A 14,553-nucleotide genomic window follows, 5' to 3' on the forward strand; every position below is an offset into this window, starting at 1 on the left:
GACCGGCCATGGCACGCTACAATCCCAAGGAAACCGAGCCCCGCTGGCGTAAAGCCTGGGCCGACGCCGATGTGTTCCGCACGGCGGACAACGATCCGCGCCCGAAATACTACATCCTCGAGATGTTCCCCTACCCGTCGGGGCGCATGCACATGGGCCATGTGCGCAACTACACGATGGGCGACGTGGTGGCGCGCTACAAGCGGGCGCAAGGCCATGCGGTGCTGCACCCGATGGGCTGGGACGCCTTCGGCATGCCGGCCGAGAACGCGGCCATGGAGCGCGGCGTCCATCCCAAGGGCTGGACCTACGACAACATCGCGGCCATGCGCGAGCCCTTCAAGGTGCTGGGCACCAGCATCGACTGGTCGCGCGAATTCGCCACCTGCGACCCCGAATATTACGGCCAGCAACAAAGGTGGTTCCTGAAGCTGCTGCAGCGCGGCCTGGTCTATCGCCGGGAAGCCACGGTCAACTGGGACCCTGTCGACATGACCGTCCTGGCCAACGAACAGGTCATCGACGGCCGCGGCTGGCGCTCCGACGCCATCGTCGAGAAGCGCAAGCTGACCCAGTGGTTCCTGCGCATCACCGACTACGCCGACGACCTGATCGAGGGCCTGAAGACCCTGGACCGCTGGCCGGAGAAGGTCCGGATCATGCAGGAGAACTGGATCGGGCGGAGCCAGGGGCTGCGCCTGACCTGGAAGTTCGATTCGTCCCCCGCGGGATTCGAGGATGGCCTGGAGGTCTATACCACCCGCCCCGACACCCTGTACGGGGCCAGCTTCCTGGCCATCGCCCCGGATCACCCCCTGGCCGAACAGCTGTCCTCCGACCCCAAGGTCGCCGAGTTCATCAAGCTGTGCCGCGCCGGCGGCACCAGCGAGGCCGAGATCGAGGGGGCCGAAAAGCTGGGCCTGGATACCGGCCTGTCGGTCGTCCATCCCTTCGACCCGACCTGGAAGCTGCCGGTCTGGATCGCCAACTTCGTGCTGATGGACTACGGCACGGGGGCCATCTTCGGCTGTCCGGCCCATGACCAGCGCGACCTGGACTTCGCCCGCAAATATGGCCTGACCGTCAAGCCGGTGGTCCTGCCCGGCGACGCCGACCCGGCCAGCTTCACGGTTGGAACCGAGGCCTATGTCGGCCCCGGCAAGATCTTCAATTCCGACTTCATGGACGGCATGACGGTCGAACAGGCCAAGGCCGCCGCCGTGCAGCGCGTCGAGGCCCAGAACCAGGGCAAGGGCGCCACCGTCTACCGCCTGCGCGACTGGGGGGTCTCCCGCCAGCGCTACTGGGGCTGTCCGATCCCGATCATTCATTGCCCGTCCTGCGGCCCCGTGCCGGTGCCGGACGACCAGCTGCCCGTGGTCCTGCCCGAGGACGTCAGCTTCGAGGTCCCCGGCAACCCGCTGCTGCGCCATCCGACCTGGAAGAATGTGAAGTGCCCGAGCTGCGGCGCCGACGCCCAGCGCGAGACCGACACCCTGGACACCTTCGTGGACTCCAGCTGGTACTTCGCCCGCTTCGCCAACCCGCATGCGAAGGAGCCCATCGACAAGGCCGCCGCCGACAAGTGGCTGGGCGTCGATCAGTACATCGGCGGGGTCGAGCATGCCGTGCTGCACCTGCTCTACGCCCGCTTCATCACCCGCGCCCTGAAGGACGAGGGCATGCTGAGCGTGGCCGAGCCGTTCACCGGCCTGTTCACCCAGGGCATGGTCACCCACGAGACCTACAAGTCGTCCGACGGCGAATGGGTCGAGCCCGACTGCATCGAGTTCGCCACCGAGAGCGGCGTGCGCGTCGCCCGGGTGAAGGCGACCGGCGAACAGCTGGTCATCGGCGACATCGAGAAGATGTCGAAGTCCAAGAAGAACGTCGTCGCGCCTGAAGGCATCTTCGAAACTTATGGCGTCGACGCCGCCCGCCTGTTCGTGATGAGCGACAGCCCGCCCGAACGTGACGTCGAGTGGACCAACGCCGGCGTCGAGGGCGCCGGCCGCTTCGTCCACCGCGTCTGGGCCGAGTTCGACGCGCAAGCTGAGGGCGCGGCGCCGGCCTTCGACGACAGCGATGCCGCCGCCCTGGACCTGCGCAAGGCCACCCACAAGCTGATCGGCCCGGTCACCGACTCCATCGAACGGTTCCGGTTCAACAGCGGCATCGCCAAGCTGTACGAGTTCCTGAACATCCTCAAAGGCTACCCGGCCGCCGGCGCCTCTCCGGCCGTCCTGGCCGCCCGCGCCGAGGCGCTGGATGTGCTGGCCCGGCTGATCAACCCCTTCACCCCCCACCTGGCCGAAGCCTGCTGGGAGCGGCTGGGCAAGACCGGCATGGTCGTCGATGCGGCCTGGCCCAAGGCCGACGCCGCCCTGGCCTCGGACAACGAGGTCACCCTGCCGGTGCAGATCAACGGCAAGCGGCGCGGCGAGGTCGTGGCCCCCAAGGGCGCGGCCTCGGCCGATGTCGAAGCCCTGGCGCTGGCGGACGCCGGCGTTTCGGCCCATCTTGCCGGTCTGACCGTTCGCAAGGTGATCGTGGTCCAGGACCGCATCATCAACATCGTGGCCAACTGATGCGCACACCTGTCCTCTTCGCCGTGCTTGCCCTCTTCAGCCTGCCGCTGGGCGGTTGCGGCTTCACCCCCCTGTACGCGGCCCCCGGCGTCTCGCCGGGGCTGTCGGCGGTCGAGACCATCGCGCCGGAGGGCCGCACCGGCGCCCTGCTGCGCGAGTCCCTCGACGACGCCCTGGCCCGCGACTCCCGGCCCGCCGAATGGCGCCTCGAGCTGACCCTCAAGGAAAGCCGCATCCCGCGCGGCCGCCGCACCGATGGGGTGGCCAGCCGCTACGAATATGTCGTGGTCGCCAACTGGAAGCTGGTCAGCCGCGCCGACGGCTCGACGGCGACCCAGGGCATCAGCACCGCCGAGGTCACCTTCGACCGCGCCGAACAGCCCTACGCCGCCATCGCCGCCCAGCAGGACGCCGAACAGAAGGTCGCCGACGAACTGGCCCGCAAGATCCAGATGGACCTGGCGGTGTGGATGCTGAAGCGGAACGGCTAGGGGTCCCGAGACCCGGCCCGCCCCCCCTCCCCGCTACCGTCATCCTAGGCCTTGTGCCTAGGATCCAGGTTCAGCCGCGACAAGCCTTTGCCTTGGAGGCGCGGCCGCGCCTCCACCCCACCGTGAGAGCTAGCGGACAGCTTGATCCTAGGGACAAGCCCTGGGATGACGGTAGCGGGCGGGGGTGGGCATCGCGCGCCCTCCGGCCCTCAACCTGCCCCCGGAAACGGCATCAGGAACTGCTGCGCGGTCGCCTCGGCGACCAGCGCCCCGTCCTCGCGGCGGAAGTCTGCCCGGACGGTGATCACCTGTTTGGTCACCGCCACCACCTTGGCCTCGATGGTCAGCGGGACCATCCCCGTCACCCGTACGAAATTGATCTGCAGGTTGATCGTCCGATAGGCCTGGGCCTCGCCCACCACCGTCATCGCCGCGAAGGCCAGGGCCTGGTCGGCCAGGGCCGCCAGATAGCCGCCGAACATGGTGCCGTCGCCATTCTCCAGCTCGGGCGACGGCCGCCAGACCTTGCGGATCCAGCCGTCGCCCCAGGCGTCGAGCAGGCCCAGCTTCAGGGTCGCGACCACCGGCGGCGGATCGGCCTTGCCGGCGACAATCAGGTCGAGACGGTCAGTGGCCCAGGTCATGGCGGCTCCTTGCGGTTCCCGCCAAATATGAGCAATGCTCACTTTTTAGCTACTCAGCTTTCCCCCGCCGAGACCATGACCGACCAACCCCCCGCCCTGCGGCGCGTCACGCCCCGCCAGGCCCGCGCCCGGGCCAGCGTCGAGGCCATCCTCGAAGCGGCGGCTCAGATTCTGGAGACCGGCGGCGAGGGCGCCTTCAACACCAACGCCGTGGCCATTCGGGCCGGGGTCAGCATCGGCGCCGTCTACCGCTACTTCCCCGACAAGCAGGCCATCCTCGTGGCCCTGTCCGAACGGGAGCAGGCCAAGGTCGACGCCGTCGCCGCCGTCCCGCCGGAAGGCCTCGCCGCCGACCGGGCGATGATCCGCGCCTTTCTGCAGGCCTTCGACGGCCGCCAGACGGCGCGCAAGGCGGCGGTGCGCGCCCAGCTGGCGGTCCGCGATCCCAAGGCCCTTGCGGCCGGCTTCGACCGCCTGCCCCCGGTCCGGGCCCGTGACGGAGAGCCCCTCACCCCCGTCCAGCAGTTCGTCCTCTCCCGCGCCATCCACGGCGCCATGCGGGCGGCGGTGCTGGAGGACGCGCCGTTCCTGACCTCACAGGATTTCGAGGACGAACTGGTCCGTCTCGGCCGCGCCTATCTGGGCCTCGCCCGGCAAAGTCAGTAGGTTGACCCCGCCATGATCGTTTCCAAACGCCCCGACGTCGACCGCATCCTGAAAGGCCCGCCGGACAACATCCGGGCGGTGCTGCTGTACGGCAAGGACCGGGGCGGGGTGCGCGAGCGGGCCGACATGCTGGCCAAGCGCATTACCCCGGACCTGAACGACCCCTTCAACGTCGCCATGCTGACCGAGACCGATCTCGACCAGGCGGGCAAGCTGGAGGAGGAACTCACCGCCCTCTCGATGATGGGCGGCCGGCGGCTGATCCGCGTGCGGCTGACCGGCGAGCGGGCGGCCCCCGACAAGACAGCCGCCGAGGCGCTGACCGCCCATGCCGAGGGCAAGCTCAACCCCGACGCCTTCCTGATCATCGAGGCCGGGGCGCTCGGCCGCGACTCGGCCCTGCGCAAGGCGGCCGAGAAGGCGAACGCCGCCGCCGCCATCCCCTGCTACGAGGACGAGCAGGGCGATGTCGCCCGCATGACCCGTGAGGCCCTGGCCGCCGACAAGGTCAGCCTCGATTCGGCCGCCCTCGACCTCTTCGCCTCGCGCATGCCCAAGGAACGCGGCGTCGCCCGTCAGGAGATCGAGCGGCTGATCCTGTGGATCGGCCCCGGCAGCGGGCGCCAGGTCTCCAGCGCCGAGCTGGAAGAGTTTCTTGGGGTCGAGCCCGAGGCCTCGCTGTTCGACGCCGCCAACGACGCCTTCGGGGGCCGCCTCGGGGCCGCGCATCAGGGCCTGGCCCGCGCCGCCGCCGAGGGCGAGAGCGGCCCGCCGGCCGTCCGGGCCATGGGCATGCACCTGGCCAAGCTGCGCCGCACCCTGACCCTGGTCGCCAGCGGCGCCGGCCTGCCCGAGGCCGCCAAGGCCAGCGGCGTTTTCTGGAAGCAGGAAAAGGAGTTCCTGCGTCAGGCGCGGGCCTGGAAGCTGGACCACCTGGACGCCCTGCAGCCGGAGATTCTGGCGGCGGACAAGGCCTGCAAACAGACGGGCAGCCCGGACCGACTGATCGCCGAAAGGCTGGCGTTGACCATTGCCGGACGGGCCAAAAGGCTGGGCCTCTGACTCCAGATCGTCATCCCGGACGACCCGAAGGGTCGATCCGGGACCCAGGGGGTGACAAGGCGCCAGACACGCCGCCGCGACCGTCGGGTGAAGCCGCCCCTGGGTCCCGGCTCTCCAGCCCTGCGGGCTTCCGGCCGGGATGACGGTTCAGGGCTTCGGAACCGCCACCCGTTCCTTCAGCGGATAGGCGATGATCAGCACCAGCGGCTCGGTCCCCGTCTGGCGGACGCCGACATCGGCGCCCTCATACAGGTAGGCCGCCGTCCCCGCCTCGACCGGGAATTCCTTGCCGTCGGAGGTCACCACCCCGGTTCCCGAGAGCACGTAATAGACTTCGTCGTGGCCGAGCACATGCAGGCCGATCGACGAGCCGGGGTCCATCGCTCGCTTGCGGAACTCGAAGTTGCGGCCCGGCGCTGCATCCGACATCCGGTAGGCCGTGCTCATCCCGACGCCCTTGTGCGGCGGAACCTCCTGCCGGGCGACATCCGCCTCACGGACGATAACGGCCGGCGGCGCGGCGACCAGAAAGGCGGCGATCAGGGGCGCAAGCAGGCTCATGGAAAGGCTCCGTCAGGGTTATGACACCGGTGTCTCACACTGCTATCATTGACCCCATCGCCCAACCGCTTCAAGCAGCAGCCGCCATGCAGCTGCCCGTCGACCCGCACAAATACGTCACCTTCCTGGGCATCATGGCGGTGCTGGCGGTGACGCCCGGGCCGGCCAACCTGTTCTCCATCGCCACCGGCATGCACCGGGGCAAGGGCGCGGTGATCCGTGGCGTGGCGGGGATGAGCTGCGCCACCCTGGTCTGGTTCATCGGGGCGGCGCTCGGCCTCAGCGCCCTGGTCACCGCCTTCCCGCAGGTGTTCCAGATCCTCACCTGGCTGGGCGCGGCTTACGTCGCCTGGCTGGGCGTCTCGTCCATCCTCAGCGGCGTGCGCAATGACCCCGACAGCGAGACGCCGCAGACCCACCTGGAGCGGTCCGCCTTCCGCGACGGGTTCGCGGTCCAGCTGTCCAATCCCAAGGCCCTGCTGTTCTTCACCGCGGTTCTTCCGCCCTTTGTCGATCTTGCCCGGCCATTGACGGCCCAGATGAGCCTGTTCGCGGCGGCCACCATCGGCATGGACATGGTCACCATGACCACCTACGGCCTCGGCGGCGCGGCCCTGGCGGGGTTCATGACCCGGCCGGCCTTCCGGCGGCTGTTCCGCTTCATCGTCGGCGGGCTGCTGATCGCGGCGGCGATCATGATCGCGCTCCGCCACTGAGGGCTTGCGCAACTTTCGCCACGATGGCGGAGTTAACCGATGCAGGGACGCTGCCGGTCTGTTTCAGCCCGGTCCTCAGGAGAACGCGCGATGAAATTCGCCAGAGCCGCGGCAATCGCCGCCATCCTCGCCACCGCAGGCCTGACCGCCTGCGCCACCGCCACGCCCTACCAGCCCAACGTCCGGGGCAACTCGGTGTCGGGCGGCTTCACGGACCAGCGGATCACCGACAACCGCTTCAAGATCAGCTTCTCGGGCAACAGCCTGACCAACCGGGACACCGTCGAGCGCTATCTGCTGTTCCGCGCCGCCGAGCTGACGCTCGCCCAGGGTTACGACGGCTTCGTCCTGGCCGACCGCGAGACCAACCGCGACAGCCGCACCTACTATGACCCGCCGCCCGGCGGCCGGTTCGGCTATGGCTACGGCTACTGGCGGCCCAGCTGGCGCTATTTCGGGCCGCGCTACGGCTGGCGCGCCTGGGACCCCTTCTACAGCAACCGCTTCTGGGCCGACGACATGGATATGCGGACCGTCACCCGCTACGAGGCCAACGCCGAGATCGTCATGTACCGCGGCGCTTCGCCCTCGCCGGCCACGGAAAGCTTCAACGCCCGCGAGGTCGTCTCCAACCTCGGACCCGGCATCGTGCGGCCGGAAGATCTGCGGCGCTAGAGCGCGTTCCGATAAGTGGGAACCGGTTATCGGATCAAACGCGCGACCACGAAGACTCTAGAGCGGCCGATTTGATTCCATCAAATCTGGTCCCGCTCTAAGAGAAAAGGCCCCGCCGTCGCCGGCGGGGCCTTCGCTTTTCAGCTCAACGGTTGGGCTAGCGCGGCGCCATGCGGATGGCGCCGTCGAGACGGACGTCTTCGCCGTTGAAGTAGCCGTTGGTGATCATCTGCAGCGCCAGCTGGGCGTATTCGTCGGCCAGGCCGAGGCGCTTGGGGAAGGGCACCGAGGCGGCCAGGGCGGCCTTCACCGCTTCCGGCGCGGCGTTCATCAGCGGGGTGTTGAAGATGCCCGGCAGGATGGTGTTGACGCGGATGCCTTCGCTCATCAGGTCGCGGGCGATCGGCAGGGTCATGCCGACGACGCCGCCCTTGGAGGCCGAATAGGCCGCCTGGCCCATCTGGCCGTCTTCGGCCGCGACGCTGGCGGTGTTGACGATGGCGCCGCGCTCGCCGTCTTCCAGCGGGTCCAGGGTCAGCATGCCGGCCGCCGACTTGGCGATGCAGCGGAAGGTGCCGATCAGGTTGATCTGGATGATCATGTCGAAGTGGGCCAGCGGGAAGTGCTTGATGGCGCCGGTGGTCTTGTCGCGGCTGGCCGTCTTGGCGGCGTTGCCGGTGCCGGCGCAGTTGACCAGGATCCGCTCCTGGCCGTTGGCGGCGCGGGCCTTTTCGAAGCCGGCGTCGACATCGGCGTCGCTGGTCACGTTGACAGCGCAGAAGGTGACCCCCAGTTCTTTCTCCAGGGCTTCACCACGGTCCTGCTGACGGTCGAGATCGAAGATGGCGACCTTGACGCCTTGCGCGACCAGGGCGCGGACGGTGGCTTCACCGAGGCCAGAGGCGCCGCCGGTGACAACGGCGGAAATGGAACTATCGAGTTTCATGGACGTCTCCCATCGAGATCGTGTTGAATGTTGTTTCGAGGAGAGGGTTTAGCCCCGTGAGCGCGAAAGCCAAGCCGTCACCCAACGTCAATCCTGCGGAAGTTATCGACCGCTCGAAGGCGCTTGTCCCCGAAACCCTGCGTGTCAACGAGATGCGGGTGAAGGAGGGGTTCTGGCCCAAGGTCAAGAAGGTCGCCGCCAAGGTGCCTTTCCTGGACGACGTGCTGAGCGTCTGGTGGTGCGCCCGCGACCCGGAGACGCCGTTGGCCGCCAAGGGGATGATCATGGCCGCCCTGGCCTATTTCGTCCTGCCCACCGACGTCATTCCCGATGTCCTGGCCGGCGTCGGCTTCACCGACGACGCCGCCGTCATCGCCGCCCTGCTGGCCGTGGTCGGCAAGAATGTGAAGGACCGCCACCGGGCGGCGGCGCGCAAGTTCCTCAATCCGGACGCCGATCCGCCGGTTTGACAACAATAATAAATTAGGGTTGTAATCTCCCTGATTGGGGAGAGACCGATGGCCTATGCCGCCACACCCGCCGCTGCGCCGGCGCCCGCTGCACCGGCCCAGGAAGCCTTCGAAGAAGGCAAGGCCCCGCCGGTCATCGACAGCCACGGCGGCAAGCTGACGCCGGTCACCTGCTTCTGTGCGGGTCCCGACGGGCCGACATCCCTCTTGATGATGCTGGCCCTTCTGCTGACTTTGGCGCCGCGCGGGATCAAGGCGTTCGGGCGGGCGGTGGACCTCTCGGCCCTACGCCTGGCGCCAGGCCTGCTACTGACCGGGCTTCTCGCATGGAACATGCTCCCGTCGCTCGACCCGCCCCTCGTCCTTCCAGAGCCGTTTCACCTCGTTGCTCCCGTCAAGGCCGGTCTCGGCCTGGCCCTGCTGGCGGTCAGCTTCCTGCGACTGCTCTCTGACGCCCTCATGCCCGTCACCGGCCGTTCGCGAGCCCGGAGCGTGGCCGCCATGGCGGCGGCCGGCCTCGCTGTCGCGGTCCTGCCGCTCGCGCTCGGGGTCAACATCTATTGGCTGATGGAAGACGGCGCCCTGAGCTTCCGCTGGGCAGCCGTCCTTGGCGGCTACCTGGGCATCCCGGCCGGGCTGGCTCTCCTGCTGGCCTGGCGGCGCTTCGATGGACGCCTTTTCGATGTCCTGCTTCTGATCGGGACCGTTGGGCTCATCGTCCTGGGCGGAACCTTCCTGTCGAGCGTCATGAACGACGTGATTGTCTTCCTGGCCGTCAGCTTCACGGTCGCGGCGGTTACCGGGGCGGGACTGCGCGGCATGGGACTGGTCGGCTGGCAGGGCCTGACCGGCCGGATGGCTTGGGTGCTCAGCTGGCTGGCGCTGATTCTTGTCGTCATGGGGATCACCATGTGGCTCCTCTACTAGGCCCACGACGGCCCAAAACTTGACGCCACCCCCCGGCGCACCGTCTCCTCCCCTCAATCTGGGCTGGAGGGCGGGGCATGGTCCTGAACGGCGGTACCTTCGCGCTGGTCGTCTCGCTGGCGGCCGGCCTGATCTATGGCCTGGGCTTCGCCGGCAAGCCGCCGTCGGCCCTGCGGACCATCGTCAAGATGATGGCGGTCGGTTCGCTGGCCCTGTTCGGCCTGTGGATGTGGCTGGGCGACGCCAGCCTGACCCAGGACGCCGCCGACCCGCGCTTCGCCGCCTTCCTGCAGAGCACCCGATGGATCGGCGGTATGGCGGCCATCGGCCTGACCCTCTGCGCCATCGGCGACGGCTTCCTGGCCGGCGATCCGAAGAAGTGGCTGCTGCCGGGCCTCGTCGCCTTCCTGCTCGGCCACATCGCCTATGTCGCCATGTTCCTGATGCCCGTGCCCGCGCCTTGGGGCGAGCCGGGGTTGGGCGTTCCCGGCTGGATCGTCGCCGGCTTCGTGGTCGCCGCCGCCATCTGGATGGTCCGCTGGCTGTGGCCGTCCCTGGGCGACATGCGCTGGCCGGTCGTCGCCTACGCCGCCGTCATCACCGCCATGGTGGCCGCCAGCCTGACCGTCTCGCAGCAGGGGGCCCACCTGGCCGTCGCCGCCCTCCTGTTCATGGCCTCCGACGCCATCCTCGCCGCCGACATGTTCAAGGGCGTGAAGGTGTTCGGCTCGCCCCGCCTGACCGCCTGGCTGATCTGGTTCCTCTACTTCGGCTCCCAGCTGCTGTTCGCCGACCGCTTCCTGTCGCTGTGGATCTCGTCGCTGTAAGCCAAAATGAATATGTCTAGACATATTCATCACCCAAAATCGGGTTCACGGCCCCGCGCCCTGCCAGATCCGGTCGGCGTAGGCGCCTGACCTCACCTGGCTGTCAACAATCGCAGCCCCGGCGCCTACGTCATGCCAACGCCGGCGCCTACATTCCCCGCCCGCTTGCCACCGAATTATCACGGCGGATCAATGCGTTATTCACTTCGGTCCTCTTGCCGACCCGACGTCGTGGTATAATCGTTGACCGCTTCGACAGCGGTCAGTTGGCCGGCTGATCCAGCTCCCGCGCCTTCATCTCCCGCTCCAGCTTGCCGGCCCGCTGTTCGCGCCAGGTGATGACCAGGGTCGAGGCCACCACGATGGCGGCGCCTAGCAGGGTGGTCCAGGTCGGCACCTCGGCGAAGACCACGAAGCCGACGAAGGCGGTGAACACCAGCCGGGTGTAGTCGATCGGGGCCATGGCGGCGGCGTCGCCGATCTGCATGCCCTTGATGTAGCAGCCCTGGGTGATGATCCCGAGCACGCCCATGACGCAGAGGAGGACGAAGTCGAGCGGCGTCGGCCAGGCCCAGACGAACAGGGCCGGCGGAATGGCGAAGGCCACGCCCAGCACCGCCGCATAGACCAGCAGGGTGAAGGGGCTGTGGTCGCGGGTCATCACCTTCATCCCGGTGATGGTCATGGCGAACAGGGCCGCCGAGCCCAGGGCCGCGAACTGGGCCATGCCAAAGCCGTGGCCGCCGTTGGTGAAGCCCGGCGCCAGCATGACGCAGACCCCGGCGAACCCGACCAGCGCCGCCCCGACCCGCCAGACCCCGAGACTCTCACGCAGGATGAAGAAGGCCAGGGGGACCAGCCACAGGGTGCGGGTGAAGGAGAGGGCGTTGGCCTCGGCCAGCGGCAGCTTCTGGAAGGCGTAGAAGCTGAGGATCATGGCCACCGTGCCGGCCCCCGACCGGAACAGCAGGATGCCCAGCCGCGTGGTGCGGAAGGCGCCCTTCACATCGCGGAAGATCATCGGCAGCAGGACGACCAGCCCGGCGGCGGAACGGTAGAAGGTCTGCAGCGCCGCGTCATAGCTGGAGCCGAGCAGCTTGATCATGCTGGTCATGGCCGTGAAGGCGATGGCCGAGGCCAGCATCCACAGCGCGCCCCGTACATTCGGCGTCAGGCCCCGGTAGGCGGCGCGGACCCGTTCCCTGTGGCCGAGAGGCGGCAGTTCCTCCGGCATCAGTACCGCACCCAGCCGGTGACGGCGTGGCGGTTGGCCCCGGCGAAGGGGGCGACATAGGACACCGCATGGGCGCTGGGGATGGCGAAGATGTTGAGGGCGTTGAAGCAGGGCGTGTAGCCCTCGGCGACATGGCCATCCTCGTCGAGGAAGCTCAGAACCCCGCCCCAGTCGGGCCGCCAGACCGGGGTGAAGTTGAGGACATAGGCGAACAGGCGGTTCTTGCCGCTGATGTGGTCGTCATGGGCCGACAGGAAATCGCCGGGCCTATAGCGGCTGGCCATGGTGTCGGCATAGGTCCCGCGCCCATCGCCGGTCAGGGCCGCGACGAAGCCCAGGAAGGCGGCGCTGTTGACCAGGTCGTGCACCGCCTCGATCGGAGCCAGGGGGCCGCCGCGCCGGACGCCCTTGTCGATGTCGTCGCTGACCCGCCAGGCGTCGAACTGGAAGCAGAAGCCGGTGGCGGCCGCGCATCTCATCTCGGCGTCGAAGGCGGCGCGATTCTCAGGGCTGAGGCCGTCGAACTGGGCCAGGTCGCCGTCAAGGCTGGGGCCCGTTGTGCGCCAGGTCTTGATCCAGGGGACCTCCGGCCCGGCCAGCGCCGCGGCCACCTGGTCGGCGCCGTCGCCGGCCAGGAAGCCCGGGATATGCAGCCGACCCAGACGCCGGAAGACCTTCGCCATGCTGGCGGGGTCGAGGGCCGGGTCGATGGAAAGCTGCACCCCTTGGAACTCCGTCTAGCCCGCCTGCTGGGCCTGCATGGCGGCGCGCATCTGTTGCGCCTGTTCGGCGGTGATCCCAAGGGCCTCGAGGATCGGCGAGACGGTGTTGGGGTCCCAGCTGCCGCGGCCGCCGATGGTGATGCCGCCGTCGACGACCAGGTGGGTGCCGGTGACGAAGACCGAGTCGTCGGAGGCCAGATAGAGGGCCGCGCGGGCGATGTCCTCGGCGGCCCCGGACTTCGGGATCGGCTGCACCCTGTGGCCGATCTCGGCGACCTGGGCGGCCATCTGGTCGGCGACCTCACGGGGCAGGCCCATGCTGGCCCCGAAGATCGAGGTGGCGATCAGGCCGGGGCAGATGGCGTTGACGCGGATCTTCTGCGGGCTGAGTTCCGCGGCGGCGCAGCGGCTCATGTGGATGACGGCGCATTTGGCGGCGCTGTAGGCAATGGGGCCGAACCCGGCCTGCAGCCCGGCGATCGAGGCGGTGTTGATCACACTGCCGCCGCCCCGCGTCTGGAACAGCGGCAGGGCGTGCTTCATCCCCAGCATCGGGCCCTTGACCAGCAGGGCGAAGGTGGCGTCCCAGCCGGCCGGGTCCATATCGGCGACGCCCGTCGTGGTGCCGCCGTGACCGGCGTTGTTGAACAGGGCGTCGAGCCCGCCGAACTCCCGCTCGGCCAGGGCGATGGTCCTGGCCACATCGGCCTCGACGGTGACGTCGCAGTGGGAATAGCGGACCGCGTCGGGGAACCGCTTCTCGAGCATGGCGCCCTTGTCGTCCTGCAGGTCGGCGGCGATGACCTTCGCGCCCTCGGCCACGAACAGCTCGACCGCGCCCAGCCCGATCCCCGATGCGCCGCCGGTGATGACCGCGACCTTACCCTCAAGCCTTCCGGCCATGCTTCGTCCTTCCCTCAGATTCTGATTATTGGGCCTGCCCGGATCGAGCCAGGCAGGCCTTCGGCAATCCTATTCCGTGACCACGACCACCTTGCCCATGGCCTTGCGGGCGGCCAGGTGGGCGATGGCGTCGCCGGCCTTCTCCAGGCTGAAGCGCTCGGAGACGAAGGGCTTGATCTTGCCCTCGGCGTACATGTCCATCAGCTGCTTGACGTTTTCCTGGTGCGCCTTGGGATCGCGCGCCACGGCCGCGCCCCAGAAGACGCCGACAATGTCGCAGCTTTTCAGCAGGGTCAGGTTCAGCGGCACCTTGGGGATCCCGGCCGGGAAGCCGATGACCAGGAACCGGCCGCCCCAGCCGGCGGCGCGGATGGTGGCCTCGGCATAGTCGCCGCCGACCGCGTCATAGGCGACATCCCAGCCCGCCGGGCCGCAGGCGTCCTTGAACAGCTGGGCGAGGGCCTTGGTCCCCTCCTTGTCGAAGGGACCGGTGGGGTAGACGACGCCGGACTCGGCGCCGTGCTTGATGGCCAGGTCGACCTTCTCCTGCGAGGAGGCCGCCGCGATCACCCGGGCGCCCATGGCCTTGCCCAGCTCGACGGCCGCCAGGCCGACACCGCCGGCGGCGCCGAGGACCAGCAGGGTCTGGCCGGGCTTGAGGTAGCCGCGATCCTTCAGGGCGTACCAGCTGGTGCCATAGGTCATCATGAAGGCCGCCGCCTCGTCGAAGGGCATGGCGTCGGCGATGGGGGTCAGGCGGCTGGCGTCCAGCGCCACGACCTCGGCCATGCCGCCGCTGCCGGTGCTGGCCAGCACCCGGTCGCCGACCTTCACATTGGTCACGCCCTCGCCGAGCGCCTTGACCACGCCCGACACTTCACCGCCCGGCGAAAAGGGGCGCGGCGGCTTGAACTGGTACATGTCCTGGATCATCAGCACGTCGGGGTAGTTGACCCCGCAGGCCTTCACCGACAGCAGAACCTGCCCCGGACCGGCGGTCGGTTCATCGATCTCATCGACCACCAGGGTCTCCGGACCGCCCACGACCTTGCTCAGCACCGCCTTCATGCCAACTCTCCCGCTTTTCTGTTGAGGCGACAGAGGCTATCGCCGCCGTTGAA

The 14,553-nt window shown here is 68.6% G+C and carries 16 protein-coding genes; 9 read left to right on the plus strand and 7 right to left on the minus strand.

Annotated features, from left to right (window positions below; translation table 11 throughout):
* Nucleotides 1-8 precede the first annotated feature (8 nt).
* Nucleotides 9-2,588: a leucine--tRNA ligase gene (gene leuS, locus AC2YG9_RS19870; protein ID WP_487299735.1), complete on the plus strand. Its 2,580-nt coding sequence runs from the start codon at nt 9-11 to the stop codon at nt 2,586-2,588.
* Entirely contained in the window at nt 2,588-3,079 is a 492-nt protein-coding gene (gene lptE, locus AC2YG9_RS19875; RefSeq protein WP_487299736.1) for an LPS assembly lipoprotein LptE, read from the plus strand. The genes leuS and lptE overlap by 1 nt, the downstream gene beginning before the upstream one ends.
* 209 nt (nt 3,080-3,288) lie before the next feature.
* On the opposite strand, the gene AC2YG9_RS19880 is transcribed toward lptE, so the two are convergent.
* Nucleotides 3,289-3,723 carry a PaaI family thioesterase gene (locus AC2YG9_RS19880; protein WP_487299737.1) on the minus strand — a complete coding sequence of 145 codons (435 nt, stop codon included), beginning with the start codon at nt 3,721-3,723 and terminating at the stop codon, nt 3,289-3,291.
* Nucleotides 3,724-3,798: 75 nt separating this feature from the next.
* On the opposite strand from AC2YG9_RS19880, the gene AC2YG9_RS19885 reads away from it, so the two are divergent.
* Nucleotides 3,799-4,389, plus strand: coding sequence for a TetR/AcrR family transcriptional regulator (locus tag AC2YG9_RS19885; RefSeq protein ID WP_487299738.1), 591 nt, complete (start codon nt 3,799-3,801; stop codon nt 4,387-4,389).
* Nucleotides 4,390-4,401: 12 nt separating this feature from the next.
* Nucleotides 4,402-5,451, plus strand: a complete 1,050-nt coding sequence (gene holA, locus AC2YG9_RS19890; RefSeq protein ID WP_487299739.1) for a DNA polymerase III subunit delta — start codon at nt 4,402-4,404, stop codon at nt 5,449-5,451.
* A 147-nt stretch (nt 5,452-5,598) separates the two neighbouring features.
* On the opposite strand, the gene AC2YG9_RS19895 is transcribed toward holA, so the two are convergent.
* On the minus strand, nt 5,599-6,012 hold the full coding sequence (locus tag AC2YG9_RS19895) for a cupin domain-containing protein (RefSeq protein WP_487299740.1): 414 nt from the start codon (nt 6,010-6,012) through the stop codon (nt 5,599-5,601).
* 86 nt (nt 6,013-6,098) lie between these two features.
* Between AC2YG9_RS19895 and AC2YG9_RS19900 the strand changes: the two genes are divergently transcribed.
* Together AC2YG9_RS19900 and AC2YG9_RS19905 are read left to right on the plus strand one after the other, a co-directional pair.
* A complete protein-coding gene (locus AC2YG9_RS19900) occupies nt 6,099-6,728 on the plus strand; it encodes a LysE family translocator (protein WP_487299741.1) in 630 nt (209 codons plus the stop codon).
* Nucleotides 6,729-6,818: 90 nt separating this feature from the next.
* The gene (locus AC2YG9_RS19905; protein ID WP_487299742.1) at nt 6,819-7,403 is read left to right on the plus strand and encodes a CC0125/CC1285 family lipoprotein; all 585 of its coding nucleotides are present in this window, start codon (nt 6,819-6,821) and stop codon (nt 7,401-7,403) included.
* Nucleotides 7,404-7,560: 157 nt separating this feature from the next.
* Here AC2YG9_RS19905 and AC2YG9_RS19910 read toward each other — a convergent pair whose 3' ends face one another.
* Nucleotides 7,561-8,349: an SDR family NAD(P)-dependent oxidoreductase gene (locus AC2YG9_RS19910; protein ID WP_487299743.1), complete on the minus strand. Its 789-nt coding sequence runs from the start codon at nt 8,347-8,349 to the stop codon at nt 7,561-7,563.
* Nucleotides 8,350-8,405: 56 nt separating this feature from the next.
* Between AC2YG9_RS19910 and AC2YG9_RS19915 the strand changes: the two genes are divergently transcribed.
* From AC2YG9_RS19915 to AC2YG9_RS19925, 3 genes are all read left to right on the plus strand, one after another.
* On the plus strand, nt 8,406-8,819 hold the full coding sequence (locus tag AC2YG9_RS19915; RefSeq protein ID WP_487299744.1) for a YkvA family protein: 414 nt from the start codon (nt 8,406-8,408) through the stop codon (nt 8,817-8,819).
* A gap of 48 nt (nt 8,820-8,867) precedes the next feature.
* Nucleotides 8,868-9,746: a hypothetical protein gene (locus AC2YG9_RS19920; RefSeq protein WP_487299745.1), complete on the plus strand. Its 879-nt coding sequence runs from the start codon at nt 8,868-8,870 to the stop codon at nt 9,744-9,746.
* A 77-nt stretch (nt 9,747-9,823) separates the two neighbouring features.
* Complete coding sequence (locus AC2YG9_RS19925; RefSeq protein ID WP_487299746.1) at nt 9,824-10,573, plus strand: lysoplasmalogenase; 750 nt, start codon at nt 9,824-9,826, stop codon at nt 10,571-10,573.
* Between the two features lie 262 nt (nt 10,574-10,835).
* On the opposite strand, the gene AC2YG9_RS19930 is transcribed toward AC2YG9_RS19925, so the two are convergent.
* The 4 genes from AC2YG9_RS19930 to AC2YG9_RS19945 all read right to left on the minus strand — a co-directional run bounded on the left by AC2YG9_RS19930 (nt 10,836) and on the right by AC2YG9_RS19945 (nt 14,500).
* Nucleotides 10,836-11,807, minus strand: a complete 972-nt coding sequence (locus tag AC2YG9_RS19930) for a DMT family transporter (protein ID WP_487299747.1) — start codon at nt 11,805-11,807, stop codon at nt 10,836-10,838.
* Nucleotides 11,807-12,529: a 2OG-Fe(II) oxygenase gene (locus tag AC2YG9_RS19935; protein WP_487299748.1), complete on the minus strand. Its 723-nt coding sequence runs from the start codon at nt 12,527-12,529 to the stop codon at nt 11,807-11,809. Before AC2YG9_RS19935 ends, AC2YG9_RS19930 begins: the two co-directional genes overlap by 1 nt.
* Before the next feature lie 15 nt (nt 12,530-12,544).
* Nucleotides 12,545-13,432: an SDR family NAD(P)-dependent oxidoreductase gene (locus tag AC2YG9_RS19940; protein WP_487299749.1), complete on the minus strand. Its 888-nt coding sequence runs from the start codon at nt 13,430-13,432 to the stop codon at nt 12,545-12,547.
* Nucleotides 13,433-13,501: 69 nt separating this feature from the next.
* Complete coding sequence (locus tag AC2YG9_RS19945; protein ID WP_487299750.1) at nt 13,502-14,500, minus strand: NADPH:quinone oxidoreductase family protein; 999 nt, start codon at nt 14,498-14,500, stop codon at nt 13,502-13,504.
* Between the last annotated feature and the right edge of the window lie 53 nt (nt 14,501-14,553).

The organism is Caulobacter sp. SRI_014 (assembly GCF_057586315.1).

Bases quoted from the DNA above. Each gene is read 5' to 3' on its own strand.
- leuS (WP_487299735.1), top strand. From the start codon at position 9: ATGGCACGCTACAATCCCAAGGAAACCGAGCCCCGCTGGCGTAAAGCC.
- lptE (WP_487299736.1), top strand. From the start codon at position 2,588: ATGCGCACACCTGTCCTCTTCGCCGTGCTTGCCCTCTTCAGCCTGCCG.
- AC2YG9_RS19880 (WP_487299737.1), bottom strand. From the start codon at position 3,723: ATGACCTGGGCCACTGACCGTCTCGACCTGATTGTCGCCGGCAAGGCC.
- AC2YG9_RS19885 (WP_487299738.1), top strand. From the start codon at position 3,799: ATGACCGACCAACCCCCCGCCCTGCGGCGCGTCACGCCCCGCCAGGCC.
- holA (WP_487299739.1), top strand. From the start codon at position 4,402: ATGATCGTTTCCAAACGCCCCGACGTCGACCGCATCCTGAAAGGCCCG.
- AC2YG9_RS19895 (WP_487299740.1), bottom strand. From the start codon at position 6,012: ATGAGCCTGCTTGCGCCCCTGATCGCCGCCTTTCTGGTCGCCGCGCCG.
- AC2YG9_RS19900 (WP_487299741.1), top strand. From the start codon at position 6,099: ATGCAGCTGCCCGTCGACCCGCACAAATACGTCACCTTCCTGGGCATC.
- AC2YG9_RS19905 (WP_487299742.1), top strand. From the start codon at position 6,819: ATGAAATTCGCCAGAGCCGCGGCAATCGCCGCCATCCTCGCCACCGCA.
- AC2YG9_RS19910 (WP_487299743.1), bottom strand. From the start codon at position 8,349: ATGAAACTCGATAGTTCCATTTCCGCCGTTGTCACCGGCGGCGCCTCT.
- AC2YG9_RS19920 (WP_487299745.1), top strand. From the start codon at position 8,868: ATGGCCTATGCCGCCACACCCGCCGCTGCGCCGGCGCCCGCTGCACCG.
- AC2YG9_RS19925 (WP_487299746.1), top strand. From the start codon at position 9,824: ATGGTCCTGAACGGCGGTACCTTCGCGCTGGTCGTCTCGCTGGCGGCC.
- AC2YG9_RS19930 (WP_487299747.1), bottom strand. From the start codon at position 11,807: ATGCCGGAGGAACTGCCGCCTCTCGGCCACAGGGAACGGGTCCGCGCC.
- AC2YG9_RS19940 (WP_487299749.1), bottom strand. From the start codon at position 13,432: ATGGCCGGAAGGCTTGAGGGTAAGGTCGCGGTCATCACCGGCGGCGCA.
- AC2YG9_RS19945 (WP_487299750.1), bottom strand. From the start codon at position 14,500: ATGAAGGCGGTGCTGAGCAAGGTCGTGGGCGGTCCGGAGACCCTGGTG.